Origin of the sequence: Plantibacter sp. RU18 (assembly GCF_050613355.1) — a bacterium.
Taxonomy (GTDB): Bacteria; Actinomycetota; Actinomycetes; order Actinomycetales; family Microbacteriaceae; genus Plantibacter.
The window spans coordinates 385,613-403,102 of sequence record NZ_CP159618.1 but is presented as its reverse complement, the minus strand read 5'-3'; the positions used below and the strand labels follow the sequence as shown (position 1 = coordinate 403,102).

Sequence of the window (17,490 nt, the reverse complement as noted above, 5' to 3'; positions counted from 1 at the left end):
TCAGTCCTTGTCCGTTCCGAGGTCGGTGGTGCTGTGGCCCGTGGTGCCGGTGCCGATGGTTCCCGTGTTCGCACCGACGAGGGCGTGGAGGGTGTCGGCCGCGAGGATCGCGAACGCCGGGTCGTTGATGTGCTCCGGCCGGTCGATGACGGTGACAGCACTGCCCTCGACCTCCGCGAGGACGGCATCGATGAGCGCAGAGTCGGCGATGGGATCGTGGAACGGGAGTCCGTCGGCGTCGAGCGCTGAGACGCCGCCGCGCGGGACGAGCAGGATCGTCGGGGCGGTCGCGGCGGCGAGCTTCGAACCGATCCGAGTGCCAAGCTCGCGGTTCTCGTCCTCGGTGGTGCGCATGAGCGTGACGGTCGCGTTGTGGACGAAGAACTCCCGATCGGTGAAGCGGTCCGGCACGGTGTCGCGCGGGCCGAAGTTCACCATGTCGAGCGCCCCGAGACTCACGAGTTGCGGCACCCCGGAGGCGCCTGCGGCAGTGAGCCGGTCGGGTCCTGCAGTGAGCACACCCCCGACGAGGTCGTCGGCGAGTTCCGTCGTCGTGAGATCGAGCACACCAGCGAGCATCCCGCTCCGGGCGAGTGACTCGAGCGCCTGACCGCCCGAGCCGGTGGCATGGAACACGAGCACTTCGTAGCCCAGCTCGTCGAGGCGTCCGCGCGCGGCATCGACCGCCGGGGTCGTGACGCCGAACATCGAAGCGCCGATGAGCGGTCGGTCGTCGTGCGCGGTCTCGTCGGCTCGCGCCTTGGCCGCAGCAGCCATTCCGACGACGGCCGCCGCCGCATTCCCGAGCACCGCGCGCGACACCTGATTGACGCCGGCGATGTCCACGACGCTGTACATGAGCGTCACGTCGCTCGCGCCGACGTAGGGCGAGACGTCGCCCGAGGCCATCGTCGACACGATGAGCTTGGGCGTTCCGACGGGGAGGTCGCGCACGGCTCGAGCGGCGATCGCGGAACCGCCGCTGCCACCGAGGGCGAGGACGGCGTCGAGCCGCCCCGCGGCGTGGAGGCGACCGACGACCACGGCCGCGCCCTCTGCCATCGCAGTCACCGCAGCACCGCGGTCCGACGCCGCCAGGAGCGTCTGCAGGTCTGTGCCTGCAGCCGCTGCCAGTTCCGCGGACGGGTGATCGATTCGGCTGGTGAAGCCCTCGGGCGGCCTCGTGCCGGCATCGACGACGATGACCTCGGCGCCCGAGGCGTCGAGCCGATCCGCGACCCACTGGTATTCGACGCCTTTCGTGTCGAGCGTGCCGACGAGGACGACGACGGGCCGGCCGGTGCGCGAGGTCGGCGTTCCGGGCGTCGGGCGGGGCTCGGCTGCCTGGGTTGTTGTCATGGTCGCTCTCCATCGTCGTCGTCGTGAGCTCGGGCCACCCGCTCATGCAGCGCGCCCCGTCCGGCGGAACGTCGGCGACGTCCTCGGCTACTCCATCCTGCTGTAGGTTTTGAAACGTGTCAAGAATGCGTTGCGCACTCTCGCCTTTGAGCTTGTCTTGCCTGTAGCATCACATTTTGAAACGTGTCAGAGCTGATCGCCTTGCGAGTTGCGACGCGCCCTGCCTGACGAAAGGACCAGCAGCCACGATGGTGACCACGAGCGCCCCCAGATTCGAGCACCTCCGCGACGCCCGCGGCATCGGCGAGGCCTGCCCACGACTCAGCTGGATCAACGACGGTCCGGCCGGCTGGGAGCAGCACGCCGTCGAGGTCGAGATCACCCGCGGCGGTCGCGTGACGACCACCGGCCGCGTTGCGACGGGCGAATCCGTGCTCGTCGCGTGGCCGGGCGAGCCGCTCGGATCGCGGGAGCGCGCAGCCGTCCGGGTGCGCGTCTGGGGAGCCGTGCAGTCGCCGGGCGATATCGGACAACCCGGCGACTGGAGCCCGACGGCGACCGTCGAGGCAGGCCTCCTCACTCCCGCCGACTGGGTCGCAGTGCCGGTCGCGGCCGACTGGGACGAGGAACTCGAGAGCGACACCCGTCGGCCGCCGCTGCTGCGACGCGACTTCACCGTCGGCGACGGACTCGAATCCGCCCGCCTGTACATCACGGCGCACGGCGTCTATGAAGCGGAGATCAACGGCCGCCGTGTCGGCGACGAAGCACTCGCGCCCGGCTGGACGAGCTACGCGCACCGACTCCGCACCGCCACCCACGACGTGACGGCCCTGCTCCAGCCGGGTGAGAACGCCATCGGCTCATGGCTGGGCGACGGCTGGTACCGGGGCCGGCTCGGCTGGCGCGGCGGCTTCCGGAACCTGTTCGGCTCCGACCTCTCGCTCATCGCCCAGTTGGAGCTCCACTATGCCGACGGTCGCACCGAAACGATCGCCACGGACGAGCACTGGCGCGCGGCGTTCGGCCCCGTCATCAGCTCCGGAAACTACGACGGCGAACACTACGACGCCCGCGCGGAACCGGACGGCTGGTCGAGCCCCGGCTTCGACGACAGTGCATGGTCGGGCGTCCGGATCGGCACCCGCGACCCGGCCACCTTCGTCGCACCCCAGGCGCCGGTGCGCGCGACGCAGGAGCTCGCACCGATCGCCGTGCTCACCGGCCCGACCGGCTCACGTATCCTCGACCTCGGCCAGAACCTCGTCGGCCGGTTGCGCATCCGCGTCACCGGCGCAGCCGGCGACGTCGTCACCATCCGCACGGCCGAGGTCATGCAGGAGGGCGAGATCTACACGCGCCCCCTCCGCGAGGCGAAGGCCACCGACAGTTACACCCTCGCCGGGCGGGCACCTGGCCCGAACGGCGAACCCGCCGAGGAATGGGAGCCCCGCTTCACGATCCACGGTTTCCGCTACGCCGAGATCACCGGTTGGCCCGGCGATCTCGATGCGGCGGTCGCGAACGGCGACGTCGTCGCACGCGTCTACCACTCCGATCTCGAGCGCACCGGCTGGTTCGAGAGCTCCGACTCACGCGTCGACCGACTCCACGAGAACGTGCTGTGGAGCATGCGTGGCAACTTCGTCGACCTCCCGACCGACTGCCCGCAGCGCGACGAGCGCGTCGGTTGGACGGGCGACCTGCAGGTGTTCGCCCGCACGGCCTCGTTCCTCTACGACGTGTCGGGCATGCTCGGTTCGTGGCTGCAGGACGTCGCGGTCGAACAGCACGAGGACGGCACCGTGCCCTGGTACGTGCCCTTCATCCCCGACGACGGCCAGTGGACGCCGAACCGACCCGGCGCAGTCTGGGGCGACGTCGCCGTACTCACCCCGTGGGTGCTCTACGAGCGCTTCGGCGACATCGGCATCCTCGCCGCCCAATACGACAGCGCGAGGCGGTGGGTCGATCTCGTCCACCGACTCTCCGGCCCGGACCACCTGTGGAACGACGGGTTCCAGCTCGGCGATTGGCTCGACCCGGCCGCACCACCGAGCAACCCGGCCGACTCGCTGACCGACCGGTACCTCGTCGCGACGGCGTACTCCGCCTGGTCGACGGCGCACCTGGCGAAGACCGCAGCCGTACTCGGTCGGGTCGAGGAGGCGCAGCACTACGCGGAACTGGCCGAGGCGACGCGCACCGCGTTCCTCGCCGAGTACGTCGGCGAGGACGGCCGGATGTCGAGCGATGCGCAGACCGCCTACTCGCTCGCGATCGCCTTCGAACTGCTGCCTGATCCAGCCGCGGTCGACCGGGCAGGCGAGCGCTTGAGCGCGCTCGTCGCGGGCGCGGGCAACCGCATCGCGACGGGCTTCGTCGGAACGCCGATCGTGAGCGACGCGTTGACGACCTCCGGCCACCTCGATCGCGCGTACGACCTGCTGCTCGAGGACGAGTGCCCGTCCTGGCTCTACGCGGTGGAGCAGGGGGCCACGACGATCTGGGAGCGCTGGGACAGCCTGCTGCCGGACGGCACCGTGAACCCCGGGCAGATGACGTCGTTCAACCACTACGCGCTCGGGGCCGTCGCCGACTGGCTCCATCGCGTCGTCGCCGGTATCGCACCGGCCGCCCCCGGCTACCGCTCGATCCTGTTCCGCCCGCGGCCCGGCGGTGGCCTGACGTCTGCGTCCGCGACGCACCTGACGCCCTACGGTCGAGCGTCGATCGCCTGGCGGACGGTGGAGGGCGACCTCATCGTCGACATCGAGGTCCCGACCGGGACGTCCGCGGTCGTCGACCTGCCGGGCGCCGAGCCCGTCTCGGTCCGGAGCGGGTCGCACTCGTTCACCGTCGGGTATCCATGCAGAGGAATAGAACCGGCGACATCAGCGCTGCACCTCATGTGAAGAAGATCGGGTTCCTGTCCTTCGGGCATTGGCAAGACGTACCGGGGTCGCAGGTACGCACGGGGCGCGACGCCCTGGTGCAGAGCATCGACCTCGCGGTTGCGGCGGAAGAGGTCGGCGTGGACGGCGCGTACGTCCGCGTGCACCATTTCGCCCGGCAGCTCGCGTCGCCGTTCCCGCTGCTCGCGGCGATGGCCGCGAAGACGTCGCGGATCGAACTGGGCACCGGCGTCATCGACATGCGCTACGAGAACCCGCTCTACATGGCCGAGGAGGCTGCCGCCACCGACCTCATCAGCGACGGCCGACTGCAGCTGGGCGTCAGCCGGGGATCACCCGAGACGGCGCTTCGGGGCTCGGAGTCGTTCGGCTACGTGCCTGCAGACGGCGAGACCGATGCCGATGTCGCACGCGCTCACACCGAGGTGTTCCGGGCAGCTCTCGCCGGAGCCGGCGGCGCGCAGGCCAACCCGCAGATGACCGGTTCCCGTGGCGCGCTCGCGATCCAGCCGCAGTCCCCCGGACTCGGCCAGCGCATCTGGTGGGGTGCGGGCAGCCGACAGACCGCTGTGTGGACGGCGGAGCAGGGCATGAACCTGATGTCGTCGACCCTCCTCACCGAGGACACCGGCGTGCCGTTCGATCAGCTGCAGGCCGAGCAGATCGCGATGTTCCGCGCCGCCTGGGCGGAAGTCGGTCACGACTGGGAGCCGCGTGTCTCCGTGAGTCGCAGCGTGCTGCCGCTCATCGACGACGAGACCCGCCACTACTTCGGGCTGCGCGCGCAGGCAGACTCGAAGGACCAGGTCGGACACCTCGACGGCGGGCTGGCACGCTTCGGTCGCAGCTTCATCGGCGAACCCGACCAGATCGCTTCGGAACTGGCCGCTGATGCGGCCGTCCAGGCCGCCGACACCGTGCTCGTGACCGTACCGAACCAGCTCGGCGTGGATTTCAACGCCCGGATCCTCGAGGCGATCGTCCGCGACATCAAGCCGGCGCTCGGATAGCGGGTTCCGGACATCATGTCGCGAGCCCGTGCTCGGCCGTGAACTCCCGGTCGCAACGACCAACCTCAGCGGCGGCGACTCGGAGCGGTACGCATTCTCACATCACTTCAGGAGGGCGCGTCATGCCCACGACCACTGCGTCCGACGCGCGGAAGAACCTGTCCGGCTGATCCAGCAGTTCAACGAGGATGAGCGGACCGAGCACGACGAGCAGCAGCGTGATGAACGGATACACGCATGGCGTGCTCCCGAATCCGCCGCGTTCCACATCGCCTTCACCGCCTGGATCACCGAGGACGAGAGCCGCTCCTTCGGCGCCCTCCTCGACGCCACCCTCACCGAACCGAAGACCCTCCTCGGCTGATCAGGCCGGCTGCTCGGACAACTCCGCGGGAACCTTCCATGCACCGGAGGCGTCCCGCTCGAGCGGGAGGACCGCGAGGACAGCTGGGCCGTCGGTCGGGAGCGGCGCGAGGACTCGCGGAGTCGGCTCGAGCACGACGTCGGCACCGGCAGCCCGCAACTCGTCGACATCGAGCACGATGAGCAGCAACGGAAGATGCAGGGTGCCGTACACGTCTGCCAGGACGGACGGCAGACCGTCGTCCGTCGTCGCCCGGACGAAGCCGGCGTCGACGAACGGCACCGCGCGCGTCGACACCTCGTATTCACCGAACGGGCGACTTGCCTCCCAGTCGTCGACGATCGCCACGTGCAGGATCCTCGTCATCTTCACTCCTCCAGTCGGAACACAATGAAACGACACCGTATCATTAGAGCATGGACAGTAAGCGTGGTCGACCGACGGCGGCGGAACGGGACCGTCGTCGCGACGCCATCCTCGACGCAGCCAGAGACCGGTTCACCCGCCTCGGCTTCGGCGGGACGACCATCGAAGCGATCGCCGCGGACGCCGGCGCGACCAAGCGGACGATCTACACCTGGTTCGGTGACCTCGCCGGCGTCCTGACCGCGACCGTGGCACGACAGCACGGGTACCTCCTGGCGGACGACGACATCGACGCCGAAGGAGTACCGATCGAGGACGCCGCGACCCGGCTCGTCCTCGCGCTCCACTCCGACGTGTCCGTGTCGCTCCACCGTCTCGTGATCGCGGAGTCACCCCGCTTCCCCGAGGTCGCTGCCGCGTTCTACGACGCGGGACCCGCCCGCTCGATCGGGTTCCTCGCGCGCCACGTCGGCGCACCGGCCGAGCAGCTGTACACCCTCCTCCTCGGCGAACCCCACCGCCGACGGCTCCTCGGGCTCACGCCGGCCCCGACGCCGGAAGCGGCGCGAGCCCACGCCCGCGCGTGCCTCGAACTCGTCGGCGCCGGCGGGCACTGAACGAAGTGAGCCTTCAGCGGTCAGAGACCTCGCGCCGATACGCGATGCGGAACACCGTCACGAGAACGACTTCGTCGACGATCTCAGAGAGCACCCGGTAGTCACCGATCCGGATTCGCCAGGCATTGTCCAACCCGGCCAGTTTGCGGACGCCATTCGGCCGCGGGTCGACACCCAGGTCCTCGATACCGGCGAGGATGCGGCGTCGCAGCTGCGGGTCCAACTTCCTGATCTCGCGAGCAGCAGCCGTCGTGAACTCGACGACGTACGGCGTCACGCGTCGAGCTCGCCCCGCAGCTGCTCGAGCGACACCCGCCCTCCGTCATCTGCCCGCTTCGCAGCTCGCAACTCCCGAGCGTCGCGGGCAGCCTCCAACGATTCCAGGAGTTCAAGGTCTTCGACGCTGATGACGACCGCCGCCAGCTTGCCGTGACGGGTTACGCCGACCCGCTCGTGCCCGTACCCGACACGACCGAACACCTCCGACAATCCCTCGCGAAGGTCTCGTGTCGTCACGTTTCGGCTCAAGGTATTCACAAATCGGATGATCTCACTTGTGTACACAAATTACATAAGACCCCATGTGTTGCTTATGTGCACTCAGTCAGCCGCGATCGAGGGTGATCGTGTCGTCGAGGCCCGCGGTCGCGTCGGCCGCAAGCGTTCCGTCGCGTGCGAAATCCGCCCACATCTGGCGCAGGAGACGGCCGCGACGGTCGACCTCCGCCCAGGTCGCGGAGCCGATGAGTGCAGTGCGACCCCAGGACTGTTCCGAGCCGAGGAGCAACGGGAGGTCGGTGACGTGGGCCGCGCCGAACAGGCTGCCGGTCGGCGCCCAGCGCAGCTCGTATCGGGTCGCCCGGCCACCAGAAGCGCGATGTCGTTTGACGAATGACCGGGCCTCACGCGTGTAGGTCAGATGGGTCGTCGCACCGACGAGCGTGTGCCGGATCGCCCCACCCACGAGTGGAGCAGCCGTGAGCCTCGCGAAGGCCGGGATGAGTGGCACGTACAGGCGGGTCTCCTCGGTGGTGGAGCCGATGAGGACGTCGACGCGTGATGCCGCACCGCGCCACGCCAGGTCGCGGTCCGCCTCAGCGGGAAGAGGCGCGTGGCCGTACTGCGTGCCGAACGCCATACCGCCCCGCAGACCGAACCTGCGCGCCGCCCGCTCGACGTCCTCCTGGAGGGCGAGCAGCTCGATGATCGGGGTGTCCCTGGTCGGCGTCCCGGCTGCCCGCATCATCGCGCGGGCCATGCGCGCACGACCGCTGCTGATGCCGAGCGGAGCGCTCTGCAGGATGGCACGCTGGAACAGCCCTGCTGCGCCGTCGCTGATCATGAGGTGCGCGATGGCATCGCCACCGGCCGACTGCCCGAAGAGCGTGACCGATGCCGGGTCGCCGCCGAACGACACGATGTGCTCATGGACCCAGTGCAATGCGAGCAGGAGATCGAGCAGGCCGAGGTTCGCGGGGAGCGTCTCGCCGTCGCCGAGGAAGCCCAGGATGCCGAGTCGGTACGTCACCGAGACGACGATGACCCGCTGTTCCACCACGAGACTGCGCGGGTCGTAGAGGTCGAGGTCACCAGCACCTGTGACGTACGCGCCGCCGTGGATCCACACCATGACCGGGAGGCGTTCATCCGGCCGGACGTCGGCCGGGAGCGTGATCGACAGTGCCTGGCAGTCCTCGGAGTCGACCATGCCGTCGCCGGCGCCCTCGAGGACTGCGGCGAGAACCTTCGACGTGCGCTGCGGTGAGGCGGGCGAGCGCTCGAACGCGAGGTACGGCGCGGCGGAACCGCCCGCGGCCAGTGGCAACCCCGTCGACACGGGCACCTCGAACCGACCGGCCCGCGCGTAGGGGATGCCGAGCACCCGCACCACGTCGCCGTCGACCCGGCCGACGATCGCGCCGAGGTCAGTCTCGAAGCCGCGAGTATCGAAACCACGGCTGTCGAACCCACGGCTGTCGTCGGGCGCGGGCGTTTCGTCGACACGCTGGTCCATCGCACCACGCTATCCCCCGCGACCTGTTCACAACTCCTGCTGATCGCACTCACAGCGAAGCCACGGGCCGGAACGGCGGCAGGGCTCTCCCCCCGGCGGCGAGGGAGCAGGAGTTGTGAACCGGCTGACCGGCTGACCGGCTGACCGGCTGACCGGCTGACCGTCCGAACGGCCCGGCCCGGAGGGGGCCTACGGGATACGGATGTAGACCGGGTCGCCCCAGATGCTCAGGCGGTGCTGGACGTAGCGCCCCCAGTCGGGCGAGTCGTACATGCCTCCGGCACCGTCATAGATCGCGATGTGGCCTTCGCCCCAGTAGAGGAGGTCACCTGCGACGGCCTCGGATGCCGAGATCTGCACACCGGACGCAGCCTGCGCGCCCGCACCGCGAGGAAGGGAGACACCGAACGCCGCGAACACGTACTGCACGTATCCGTCGCAGGCGAAGCTGTCGGACGGGTCGTTGCCGTTGCCGTAGGGCACGACGCCGACGAATTGTGCGGCATAGGCGAGGATCGCCTCGCCTGAGCGGGCGACCGCCGGGGCGGCGAAGGTCTGCGCCGACGCCGTGGATCCTGAGGAACCGGACGAAGCCGTCGCTGCAGCCTCCGCTTCAGCGGCAGCGGCAGCTGCTGCGGCAGACGAGGCGTCGACCTCCTCCTGGCTGGTCGCGCCATAGCCGTCGCGGACGAACGGGACTGCGGCTGCTGTGGACGGCGCCTCGTAGGAGACCGACTGCATGGTGGCGGCCGAGGGGATCGCTCCGCCGGTCGCCGCATCGACGTCGAGTCCGGCCGCTGCAGCCGGCATCGAGACCGAGACGAAGAGCCCGGTCGCGAGGGTCATGACGCCGAGGGTCGCGAACGGTTTGGCGCGCCTCGCGAACGAGCGTCTTGCACGCGTCGCAGAGGGACTGACGACGGGGACGAGGTCGACGTGACGACGTTCGTCGGCTGCCGAGTCGGTCCATCGGGCGTCCTCGGCTCAGGCGGCGCGACGGGCGGCGCGCGGGCTGAGGGCGACGTGGCGGCCGCCGGCTGAGGATCGGGCGGGAGCGGGCGACGCCGCGGTCGGGTGCAAGCGCTCGAGGGCGCGCGCAGGGGTGTGGCTGGTCATGGTGGGGTACCGTCCTGGGTCTCGGTCGCGTCGGGGTGCGCGCTCGGTTCATGCTCGGTGGGGGCTGCAGATCCGCCCCGGCACTGGCCGGTCCTCGATGACCATGGTCGACCGGTTGTCCGGTCCGAGGAAGGCGAAACGGCTACCCTATGTCGCCGATGCTGAGAGGAACCTCCGCTTGGCGCCTCCTGTGGACGCGCTGAATGCTGCTCGCCGAAGAGCGGCCATCGCACCCGTCGCGGGTGGCGGCGTGGATCCGATCAGGACAGATCGAGCCCAACGGTCGACTGACGGACCACCAACTCTGGCTGGAACACGACCTGCTGCGGCCCGCTGCCCGAGTCTCCGGCGGCCTCGCGGAGCAGCAGCTCGACAGCGGTGTGCCCGATGAGGGCGCTCGGCTGACGGATCGAGGACAGCGGCACGACGGCCGCCGACGCGAAATCGATGTCGTCGTAGCCGATGAGCGCGATGTCCTCCGGGACCCGTACGGTGCCGAGCATGCTGAACGCCTGCAGGAGTCCCATCGCGAGGAGGTCGTTCGCCGCGAACACTGCGTCCGGCCAGTCGCCCCGAGAGCGCCCCCGCAGCGCTTCTCCGGCTGACCGCCCCTGGAGCACGGTGAGCGAATCGGTGGCGACGACCTCGATGGTCGCCTCGGTTCCGTTCGCAACCGCGGCTTCGACCGCTTCGGTCGCGCCGGCCAAGCGGTCGACGACCTGACGGAGCGAGGACGGCCCTCCGACGAAGGCGATCCGGCGACGTCCGAGCGCGAGCAGGTGCTCGACCGCCAGACGCCCTCCTGCCACGTCGTCCACGGCGACGGACGAGAAACTGGCGTCGTCGGTCTGGCGGTCGACGAGTACTGTCGGGGTGCCGCGGTCTCGGAGTCGTGCGAGCCGGGAGAGGTCGTCGCCGAGCGGGGTGATGAGGACGCCGCCCACGCGCTGCTCCTCGAAGAGGTCGAGGTAGGCGCGCTCGCGATCGATGCTCTCGTCGCTGTTGCCGAGCAGGACCGACAGGCCCTCGCCGTCCGCGCGATCCTCGGCGCCACGGGCCACATCGGTGAAGAACGGGTTGCCGACGTCGAGCACGATGAGCCCGATGCTGCGACTGCGACCCGCGCGGAGCTGGCGCGCGGCGTCGTTCCGCACGAAGCCGAGTTCGTCGATCGCTGCGTGCACCCGTTCGACGGTGTCGGGTGAGACCTTCTCCGGACGATTGAGCACGTTCGAGACGGTGCCGACGGAGACGCCGGCTTTCGCCGCGACGTCCTTCACGCTCGCACTCACGGATCCCCTTCGTCCAGCCGGCCCGAGACCTGACGGCGCGCGGGCTGGCTCATTCTCGCACGCACTGAGTCGTTTCACCCGTCACCCCTCCCCGCCCATCACCCATCACCCATCCACCTTCCCCAACTCAGGAAGCGCAGGGCGTGTCGCCCCGTAGCCGCGAGCGGCACCTCCCGACACGCCGGTGGGATCCTGAGTTAGGGAAAGAGAAAAAGAGAAATGGAAGAAAGGGGGAAAACGCGAGGGGTCAGGACGGGGTGACCGTGGAAGACGGAGCCGCGGGAACGGAGACGACAACCTCCAGTCCGTGGCCCGGGCGGTTGCGGAGCTCGATCGTGCCGTCGGCGTTCCGCACGATCGCTGCGACGATCGCGAGCCCGAGGCCCGAGCCGTGCCCCACCGCGTGGCCCGCCGCACGTGTCGTGTCCGGTCTGCTGAACCGTTCGAAGGCGCGCGGTTCGAACGCGGGATCGAGCCCGCCGGCGGTGTCGGCGACGCGCAACACGAGGACACCGCCGGAGTCGTCGAGCATCACCGACACCTGCCGCACCGAATCCTCCTCGACAGCCCGAGCGCCCAGCGCTTGGAGCGCGTTGCCCGTGAGGTTGTCCACGAGCCTCCCGAAGTCGTCCGCCCGGACGGCGAAACCCGAACGCTCCCCGCCCGGCGCCAACACTCCGAGATACTCGATCTCGACAGCCCGCAGGGACGGGTCCGACGCGATCCGGAACCTCGCCCGCTCGACCGCTTCCAGCGCCTCGGCCTCGAGCGCCGCGGCCGTCGTCCGCTCGGGTGGCGTCGCGGCCTCGATGCGCGACAGCTCCAGGAGCGAGGTCACGAGGGCCGACAGCCTCGTCGCGCTCCGTTCAGCCCCTTCGATGTCGGCCAGCAACTGCTCACGCGATGCGTCCTCGAGGCGCGCGAGTTCCAGCTGGGTGCGCAGGATCGCGAGCGGTGTGCGCAGCTCGTGGCTGGCGTCGGACACCAGCTGCCGCTCTCGATCGGCGGACGCACGCAACCGTTCGATGAGGTCGTTCAGGGTGATCGCGAGCTGGGCGATCTCGTCGTCGGCGCGCCCGACGGGCAGCAGCTCGGCCGTCGATCGCTCGCTGAGCTGCTGCGCGCTCACCCGCAGACGCGTCACCGGCCGGAGCGACACGGTCGTCAGTACCCAACCGCCGGCGGCGATGCCGAGGATGAGCAGCGCGAACGAACCGACGAGCAGCAGCCGCATCTGCACGAGCACGGTGGTCTCCTCCGCCTCGTCGCGACCGGCGATGACGTACCAGGTGTCGCCGCCGACGGTGACCGCCTGCGACAGCAGGACGTAGCTCGCACCGCGTCCTGCGTCGACGGTCGTGACCTCCTTGGTCGCGGCGAGCGCCGGCAGTCGCGCCGCGAGGGTGGTCGGCAGGCTGAACACGGGGATCGATCCGTCCGGTGCGACGACGGCGATGCGCGTGCCGAGACCCGGGCCCTGCAGCGGGTCGTCGGGCCTCGCCTGCAGTGCGAACACGTACTGGGCGCCGTCGCTGCGGAGCGCCTGCACGGTGCCGTCGCGGACGATGCGTTCGAGCTGCGCGTTGATCGCGAGTCCTGCGAACAGCGACACGACGACGGCGATGAGCAGACTGCCACCGGCGATCCGGGTGCGGATGCCGTGGTGCCGTTGCCCGCCACGGGAGCGGCGACCACCCCGGCGCTGCCCGCGATCATCCCCCTCGGACCCGCTCAGCACGGACCCGCTCAGCTCTCCGCCGCGACGAGCGAGAACCCGACGCCGCGGCTCGTGATGATGCGCACGCCTGCCCCGGCGAGGTCGAGCTTGCGTCGCAGCCGGCTGATGTACTGGTCGACGACGTTCGGGTCGATGTTGTCGAAGGTCTCCCAGACCTCCTGCAACATCGCCGTTCGCGCGACGACGACGCCGGGCTCCGCTGCGAGGACCCGCAGCACGTCGAACTCGGTGCCGCTCAGGGGGACGTCCCGGTCGCCGACGCGCGCGCGGTGCCGGTGCAGGTCGAGACTCAGCCCACCGACGTCGAACCGCGGTTGGACGGTGAGCGCGTCGCGACGGCGGACGGCGCGGATGCGGGCGGCGAGCTCTGCGAATGCGAACGGCTTGATCATGTAGTCGTCGGCGCCCGCGTCGAGTCCACGCACTCGGTCGTCGACGGCGTCCCGCGCGGTCAGGAGGATGACGGCGAGCGTCGGATCGAGGGCCTTCAGCTGTCGGCAGACGTCGAAACCCGACAGTCCCGGCAGCATCACGTCGACGACGGCGACCTGGAACCCGGCGTCGCCTGCTGCCGCCTGCGTCGCGGCATCGATCGCGCTCGCGCCGTCGAACGTGGTGGTGACGTCGTGCCCGTCGGAGCCGAGGCCCCTGGAGAGGAGGCCGGCCATCTCGCGTTCGTCATCGACGACGAGGATCCGCACGGTCGTCCTCCTGTCGCCATCGAGCATCCACAGCCTAGGCGAAACGGCACCGGCGGCGATTCTGAAGGTCCTGTCAGGAAGGGCCGATGCGCCTTGCCGTCGGCTCCCGCACCGCCATACAGTGCAGTTGCTCCTGACCCTGAATCGATTCAGCGCAGCACGACCCGTGCCGCCTGGACCGCATCACCGCCACCGCCGGGAGCAGCACCTCACCGTGGAGGAACGGACCCTCAATGACGATCGACCAACCAGCGCAGTCAGCGCAACCAGCGCAGTCAGCGCAACCAGCGCAGTCAGCGCAACCGGCGCAACCGGCGCGCTCAGCACCACCAGCCCTCTCCCTCGTCGGAGCGGCCAAGACCTTCGGCCCCGTCGTCGCGCTCGCCGACGGCACCATCCAGATCGAGGCGGGCGAGATCCACGCCCTCGTCGGCGAGAACGGCGCAGGCAAGTCGACGCTCGTGAAGATCCTCGCCGGGCTCTACACGCCGGACGCCGGTGACTTCTCGCTCGCCGGGAAGACGGTCGCCTTCCGCAACGTCGCCGACAGCAAGGCCGCCGGCATCTCCGTCATCTACCAGGAGCCGACACTGTTCCCCGACCTCACGGTCGCCGAGAACATCTTCATCGGACGCCAGCCGAAGAACGCACTCGGCCTCATCAGCACCGGTGCGATGCGCAAGGCGGCCCGCGCACTGTTCGACCGCCTCGGCGTGCAGATCGACCCCGACCGCGTCGCAGAAGGCCTGTCGATCGCCGATCAGCAGATCATCGAGATCGCGAAGGCCATCTCCCTCGACGCCAAGGTCCTCATCATGGACGAGCCGACCGCCGCCCTGTCGGGTGTCGAAGTCGATCGCCTGTTCCAGGTCGCGCGCGGCCTTCGCGAACAGGGTGCCGGGATCCTGTTCATCTCGCACCGCTTCGAAGAGGTCTTCGCGCTGTGCGACCGGATCACGGTCATGCGCGACGGCCGCTACATCGCCACGCACGCCACAGCCGAGACCACGGTGGACGCGATCGTCCGTCAGATGGTCGGCCGCGACATCGCCGCGCTGTTCCCGAAGCAGGAGACGGAGGTCGGCGACGCCGTCCTCCAGGTCGACGCACTGTCCCGCGCCGGCGTCTTCACCGATATCTCCTTCATGGTGCGCGCCGGCGAGATCGTCGCCCTTGCCGGGCTCGTGGGCGCCGGCCGCACCGAGGTGGCCCGCGCCGTCTTCGGCATCGACCCCTACGACACCGGTCGGGTGAGCCTCGGCGGGAAGCCGGTCAAGGCGGGCGATCCGCAGGCGGCGATCACCGCCGGCATGGGGTTCGTCCCCGAGGACCGCCGCAAGCAGGGCCTCGTCATGGACCTGTCCGTCGCCCGGAACGCCACCCTCACCCTCCGCCATCAGCTCGCCCGCTTCGGGATCATCTCCGGGAAGCGCGAGCGAGAGGCCGCGGAGGGGTGGACGTCCCGCCTGCAGGTGAAGACCGGATCCCAGGAGTACGCGGTCTCGACGCTCTCCGGTGGCAACCAGCAGAAGGTCGTGCTCGCGAAGTGGCTCGCCACCGAGCCGAAGTTCCTCATCGTCGACGAGCCCACCCGCGGCATCGACGTCGGCACGAAGAGTGAGGTCCATCGACTCATCTCCGAGCTCGCCGGTCGTGGCATCGCGATCCTCATGATCTCCTCCGAGCTGCCCGAGGTCCTCGGCATGGCCGACCGTGTCCTCGTCATGCACGAGGGCCGCATCACCGCAGAGCTCACCCGCGAAGAAGCGACACCGGAGACCGTGATGCACGCGGCGACCGGCTCCCTGGAAGGCGCACGATGACGAACACCACTGCAACGAAGCCCACGGGTGGAGGCACGCCCGGCGGCGGTCCCGTCACCGTGTCGACCGAGCGGACGACAGGCCCGATTGCTTCCATCCTCCGACCGCGCGAACTGCCCGTGACGATCGCGCTCGTCGTGCTCGTGCTCGTCACCTACCTCGCGAACCCACTGTTCCTGTCGGCGCAGGGGCTCAAGGACCTCCTGCTCAACGCGACGATCATGATCATCCTCGCCGTCGGCCAGGCGCTCGTGATCATCACCCGCAACGTCGACCTGTCCGTGGGCTCGATCCTCGGACTCGTCGCCTTCGCCACCGGCACCATGTTCGCGACGACCGACCTGCCGATCATCGCCGTGTTCCTCATCGCGATGCTGCTCGGTGCGGTGCTCGGCGCGATCAACGGCGCCCTCGTCACCATCGCGAAGGTCCCAGCCCTCGTCATCACGCTCGGCACGCTGTACATCTACCGCGGGCTCAACAACGCGTGGGCCGGTGGCACGCAGTACTTCGCCGACGACCGGCCCGACGCGTTCGGCAACCTGTCCGTCGACACCGTCCTCGGCTTCCCTGTCATCACGCTGATCGCGATCGTGGTCGTCGTGATCGTCGCCGTCTACATGGCCGGCGCCCGCTCCGGCCGTGACCTCTACGCGATCGGTTCCGACCCCGACGCCGCGAAGCTCTTCGGCATCCCGGTCGGCCGCCGCGTGTTCCTCGCCTTCCTCGCGAACGGACTGCTCGCAGGGCTCGCCGGTGTCCTCTACGCCTCGCGCTTCAACTCCGTCGGCGCCACGACCGGTACGGGCATGGAGCTCGACGTGGTCGCAGCGGCCGTCGTCGGTGGCGTCGCGATCTTCGGCGGCAGCGGCTCGGTGGCCGGTGCTGCGGTCGGCGCCATCCTCCTCACCACCATCATCAGCGCCCTCACCGCTCTGCGCGTCGATAAGTTCTGGCAGCAGGCGATCGTGGGCATCCTCATCCTGGCCGCGATCATCATCGATCGTGTCGCCAGCCTCCGTACGGCCAAGAAACTGCGAATGAGCGAGGCACGCGATGTCTGACCTGTTGACCCCGGCGCCCAAGGCGCCCTTCACGAAGGGCTCCGGCCCGCTCGGCACCGACACCACGGGTGTCCTCGTGTCCGAGCCGAAGGGCCGCACCGGCCTCTCGCGGATCATGCTCGGCCGCGACGCGATCATGATCTACGCGCTGCTCGTCGTGGTCATCGGCGCCTGCCTGCTCATCCCACGTTTCGCCTCACCCGTCACAGTGGGCTTCCTGCTCCTCGATGTCATCCCGATCCTCCTCATCGCCATGCCGATGACGCTCGTGATCATCACGGGAGAGATCGATCTGTCCGTCGCGAGCACCGCGGGTCTCACGAGCGCGGTCATCGGCGTGCTGTGGGCCGGCGGCGGGATGGACATCTGGCTCGTCCTGTTCATCGGTCTGCTCGTCGGTGTCGTCGCCGGGGCCTTCAACGGTTTCCTCATCGCGGTGGTCGGGCTGCCGTCGCTCGCCGTGACGATCGGCACGCTCGCACTGTTCCGCGGCCTCGCGCTCGTCGTCATCGGCGACAACGCCGTCGCGAACTTCCCGCCCGACCTCACCGCCTTCTTCACCTCGAAGATCGGCTCGACGGGCATCCCCGTCATCATGGTCGGCGTCCTCGTCGTCGTGCTCGCGTTCGGCGTCATCCTGCACGTGACTCCGTTCGGTCGGGGCCTGTACGCGCTCGGCTTCAGCACCGAGGCGGCGAGCTTCGTCGGCATCAAGGTCGCCCGCTCGAAGTTCTGGCTCTACGTCGCGACCGGCGGGGTCTCCGCCCTCGCCGGCATCTTCTGGACACTCCGGTACTCCAGCGCCCGCAGCGACAACGCCTCCGGCCTCGAACTCGCGGTCATCGCGGCCGTGCTCCTCGGCGGTGTCTCGATCTTCGGCGGCAAGGGGTCCATCCCGGGCGTGGTCGCGGGCGTCCTCCTCATCGGCACCATCAATTACGGCCTCCGCCTCGGGCGTGTGTCCGACGTCGTGCTCATCATCGTGACCGGCACCCTGCTGATCGCCTCGGTGGTCGGCCCCAGTATCTTCGAATCCATCAAGCAGTGGAACCACCACCGACGGATCCGACGCAGCCTGCCCCAGCACTGATCTCCCGATCAGCACCAGGGG

The 17,490-nt window shown here is 69.5% G+C and carries 16 protein-coding genes; 7 read left to right on the top strand and 9 right to left on the bottom strand.

What is annotated here, in order from left to right:
* Positions 1 to 1,359 carry a Tm-1-like ATP-binding domain-containing protein gene (locus ABMA10_RS01865; RefSeq protein ID WP_347870088.1) on the bottom strand — a complete coding sequence of 453 codons (1,359 nt, stop codon included), beginning with the start codon at positions 1,357 to 1,359 and terminating at the stop codon, positions 1 to 3.
* Between the two features lie 248 nt (positions 1,360 to 1,607).
* Here ABMA10_RS01865 and ABMA10_RS01860 point away from each other — a divergent pair, with 248 nt between their 5' ends.
* The 3 genes from ABMA10_RS01860 to ABMA10_RS01850 are packed head-to-tail and all read left to right on the top strand — an operon-like array spanning position 1,608 to position 5,648.
* The gene (locus ABMA10_RS01860; protein WP_347870087.1) at positions 1,608 to 4,274 is read left to right on the top strand and encodes a glycoside hydrolase family 78 protein; all 2,667 of its coding nucleotides are present in this window, start codon (positions 1,608 to 1,610) and stop codon (positions 4,272 to 4,274) included.
* Complete coding sequence (locus ABMA10_RS01855; protein ID WP_347870086.1) at positions 4,229 to 5,284, top strand: LLM class flavin-dependent oxidoreductase; 1,056 nt, start codon at positions 4,229 to 4,231, stop codon at positions 5,282 to 5,284. The genes ABMA10_RS01860 and ABMA10_RS01855 overlap by 46 nt, the downstream gene beginning before the upstream one ends.
* Before the next feature lie 28 nt (positions 5,285 to 5,312).
* On the top strand, positions 5,313 to 5,648 hold the full coding sequence (locus ABMA10_RS01850; protein WP_347870085.1) for a hypothetical protein: 336 nt from the start codon (positions 5,313 to 5,315) through the stop codon (positions 5,646 to 5,648).
* Here the strand turns inward: ABMA10_RS01850 and ABMA10_RS01845 are convergent, their stop codons facing one another.
* Positions 5,649 to 6,014, bottom strand: coding sequence for a hypothetical protein (locus tag ABMA10_RS01845; RefSeq protein WP_347870084.1), 366 nt, complete (start codon positions 6,012 to 6,014; stop codon positions 5,649 to 5,651).
* 50 nt (positions 6,015 to 6,064) lie between these two features.
* Here ABMA10_RS01845 and ABMA10_RS01840 point away from each other — a divergent pair, with 50 nt between their 5' ends.
* On the top strand, positions 6,065 to 6,631 hold the full coding sequence (locus ABMA10_RS01840) for a TetR/AcrR family transcriptional regulator (RefSeq protein WP_347870083.1): 567 nt from the start codon (positions 6,065 to 6,067) through the stop codon (positions 6,629 to 6,631).
* 13 nt (positions 6,632 to 6,644) lie between these two features.
* Here ABMA10_RS01840 and ABMA10_RS01835 read toward each other — a convergent pair whose 3' ends face one another.
* The 7 genes from ABMA10_RS01835 to ABMA10_RS01805 all read right to left on the bottom strand — a co-directional run bounded on the left by ABMA10_RS01835 (position 6,645) and on the right by ABMA10_RS01805 (position 13,519).
* Positions 6,645 to 6,908, bottom strand: coding sequence for a type II toxin-antitoxin system RelE family toxin (locus ABMA10_RS01835; protein ID WP_347870082.1), 264 nt, complete (start codon positions 6,906 to 6,908; stop codon positions 6,645 to 6,647).
* On the bottom strand, positions 6,905 to 7,147 hold the full coding sequence (locus ABMA10_RS01830) for a type II toxin-antitoxin system prevent-host-death family antitoxin (protein ID WP_347870081.1): 243 nt from the start codon (positions 7,145 to 7,147) through the stop codon (positions 6,905 to 6,907). Before ABMA10_RS01830 ends, ABMA10_RS01835 begins: the two co-directional genes overlap by 4 nt.
* An 88-nt stretch (positions 7,148 to 7,235) precedes the next feature.
* Positions 7,236 to 8,645, bottom strand: a complete 1,410-nt coding sequence (locus ABMA10_RS01825) for a carboxylesterase family protein (RefSeq protein ID WP_347870080.1) — start codon at positions 8,643 to 8,645, stop codon at positions 7,236 to 7,238.
* Between the two features lie 189 nt (positions 8,646 to 8,834).
* Positions 8,835 to 9,491, bottom strand: a complete 657-nt coding sequence (locus ABMA10_RS01820; protein WP_431031123.1) for a C40 family peptidase — start codon at positions 9,489 to 9,491, stop codon at positions 8,835 to 8,837.
* Between the two features lie 530 nt (positions 9,492 to 10,021).
* On the bottom strand, positions 10,022 to 11,053 hold the full coding sequence (locus tag ABMA10_RS01815) for a LacI family DNA-binding transcriptional regulator (RefSeq protein WP_431031122.1): 1,032 nt from the start codon (positions 11,051 to 11,053) through the stop codon (positions 10,022 to 10,024).
* Between the two features lie 247 nt (positions 11,054 to 11,300).
* Positions 11,301 to 12,791, bottom strand: a complete 1,491-nt coding sequence (locus tag ABMA10_RS01810) for a sensor histidine kinase (RefSeq protein WP_347870077.1) — start codon at positions 12,789 to 12,791, stop codon at positions 11,301 to 11,303.
* 8 nt (positions 12,792 to 12,799) lie between these two features.
* Positions 12,800 to 13,519: a response regulator transcription factor gene (locus ABMA10_RS01805; RefSeq protein ID WP_347870076.1), complete on the bottom strand. Its 720-nt coding sequence runs from the start codon at positions 13,517 to 13,519 to the stop codon at positions 12,800 to 12,802.
* A 206-nt stretch (positions 13,520 to 13,725) separates the two neighbouring features.
* Here ABMA10_RS01805 and ABMA10_RS01800 point away from each other — a divergent pair, with 206 nt between their 5' ends.
* From ABMA10_RS01800 to ABMA10_RS01790, 3 genes are read left to right on the top strand one after another with little or no spacing between them, the layout of a single operon-like run.
* Positions 13,726 to 15,315, top strand: coding sequence for a sugar ABC transporter ATP-binding protein (locus ABMA10_RS01800; protein WP_431031121.1), 1,590 nt, complete (start codon positions 13,726 to 13,728; stop codon positions 15,313 to 15,315).
* Complete coding sequence (locus ABMA10_RS01795) at positions 15,312 to 16,379, top strand: ABC transporter permease (protein WP_431031120.1); 1,068 nt, start codon at positions 15,312 to 15,314, stop codon at positions 16,377 to 16,379. Before ABMA10_RS01800 ends, ABMA10_RS01795 begins: the two co-directional genes overlap by 4 nt.
* Positions 16,372 to 17,469 (top strand): ABC transporter permease, encoded by a 1,098-nt coding sequence (locus tag ABMA10_RS01790; protein ID WP_347870073.1) that lies wholly within the window; start codon positions 16,372 to 16,374, stop codon positions 17,467 to 17,469. The genes ABMA10_RS01795 and ABMA10_RS01790 overlap by 8 nt, the downstream gene beginning before the upstream one ends.
* The last annotated feature ends 21 nt before the right edge of the window (positions 17,470 to 17,490 follow it).

Bases quoted from the DNA above. Each gene is read 5' to 3' on its own strand.
- ABMA10_RS01865 (WP_347870088.1), bottom strand. From the start codon at position 1,359: ATGACAACAACCCAGGCAGCCGAGCCCCGCCCGACGCCCGGAACGCCG.
- ABMA10_RS01860 (WP_347870087.1), top strand. From the start codon at position 1,608: ATGGTGACCACGAGCGCCCCCAGATTCGAGCACCTCCGCGACGCCCGC.
- ABMA10_RS01855 (WP_347870086.1), top strand. From the start codon at position 4,229: ATGCAGAGGAATAGAACCGGCGACATCAGCGCTGCACCTCATGTGAAG.
- ABMA10_RS01845 (WP_347870084.1), bottom strand. From the start codon at position 6,014: ATGACGAGGATCCTGCACGTGGCGATCGTCGACGACTGGGAGGCAAGT.
- ABMA10_RS01840 (WP_347870083.1), top strand. From the start codon at position 6,065: ATGGACAGTAAGCGTGGTCGACCGACGGCGGCGGAACGGGACCGTCGT.
- ABMA10_RS01825 (WP_347870080.1), bottom strand. From the start codon at position 8,645: ATGGACCAGCGTGTCGACGAAACGCCCGCGCCCGACGACAGCCGTGGG.
- ABMA10_RS01820 (WP_431031123.1), bottom strand. From the start codon at position 9,491: ATGACCCTCGCGACCGGGCTCTTCGTCTCGGTCTCGATGCCGGCTGCA.
- ABMA10_RS01805 (WP_347870076.1), bottom strand. From the start codon at position 13,519: ATGCTCGATGGCGACAGGAGGACGACCGTGCGGATCCTCGTCGTCGAT.
- ABMA10_RS01800 (WP_431031121.1), top strand. From the start codon at position 13,726: ATGACGATCGACCAACCAGCGCAGTCAGCGCAACCAGCGCAGTCAGCG.
- ABMA10_RS01795 (WP_431031120.1), top strand. From the start codon at position 15,312: ATGACGAACACCACTGCAACGAAGCCCACGGGTGGAGGCACGCCCGGC.
- ABMA10_RS01790 (WP_347870073.1), top strand. From the start codon at position 16,372: ATGTCTGACCTGTTGACCCCGGCGCCCAAGGCGCCCTTCACGAAGGGC.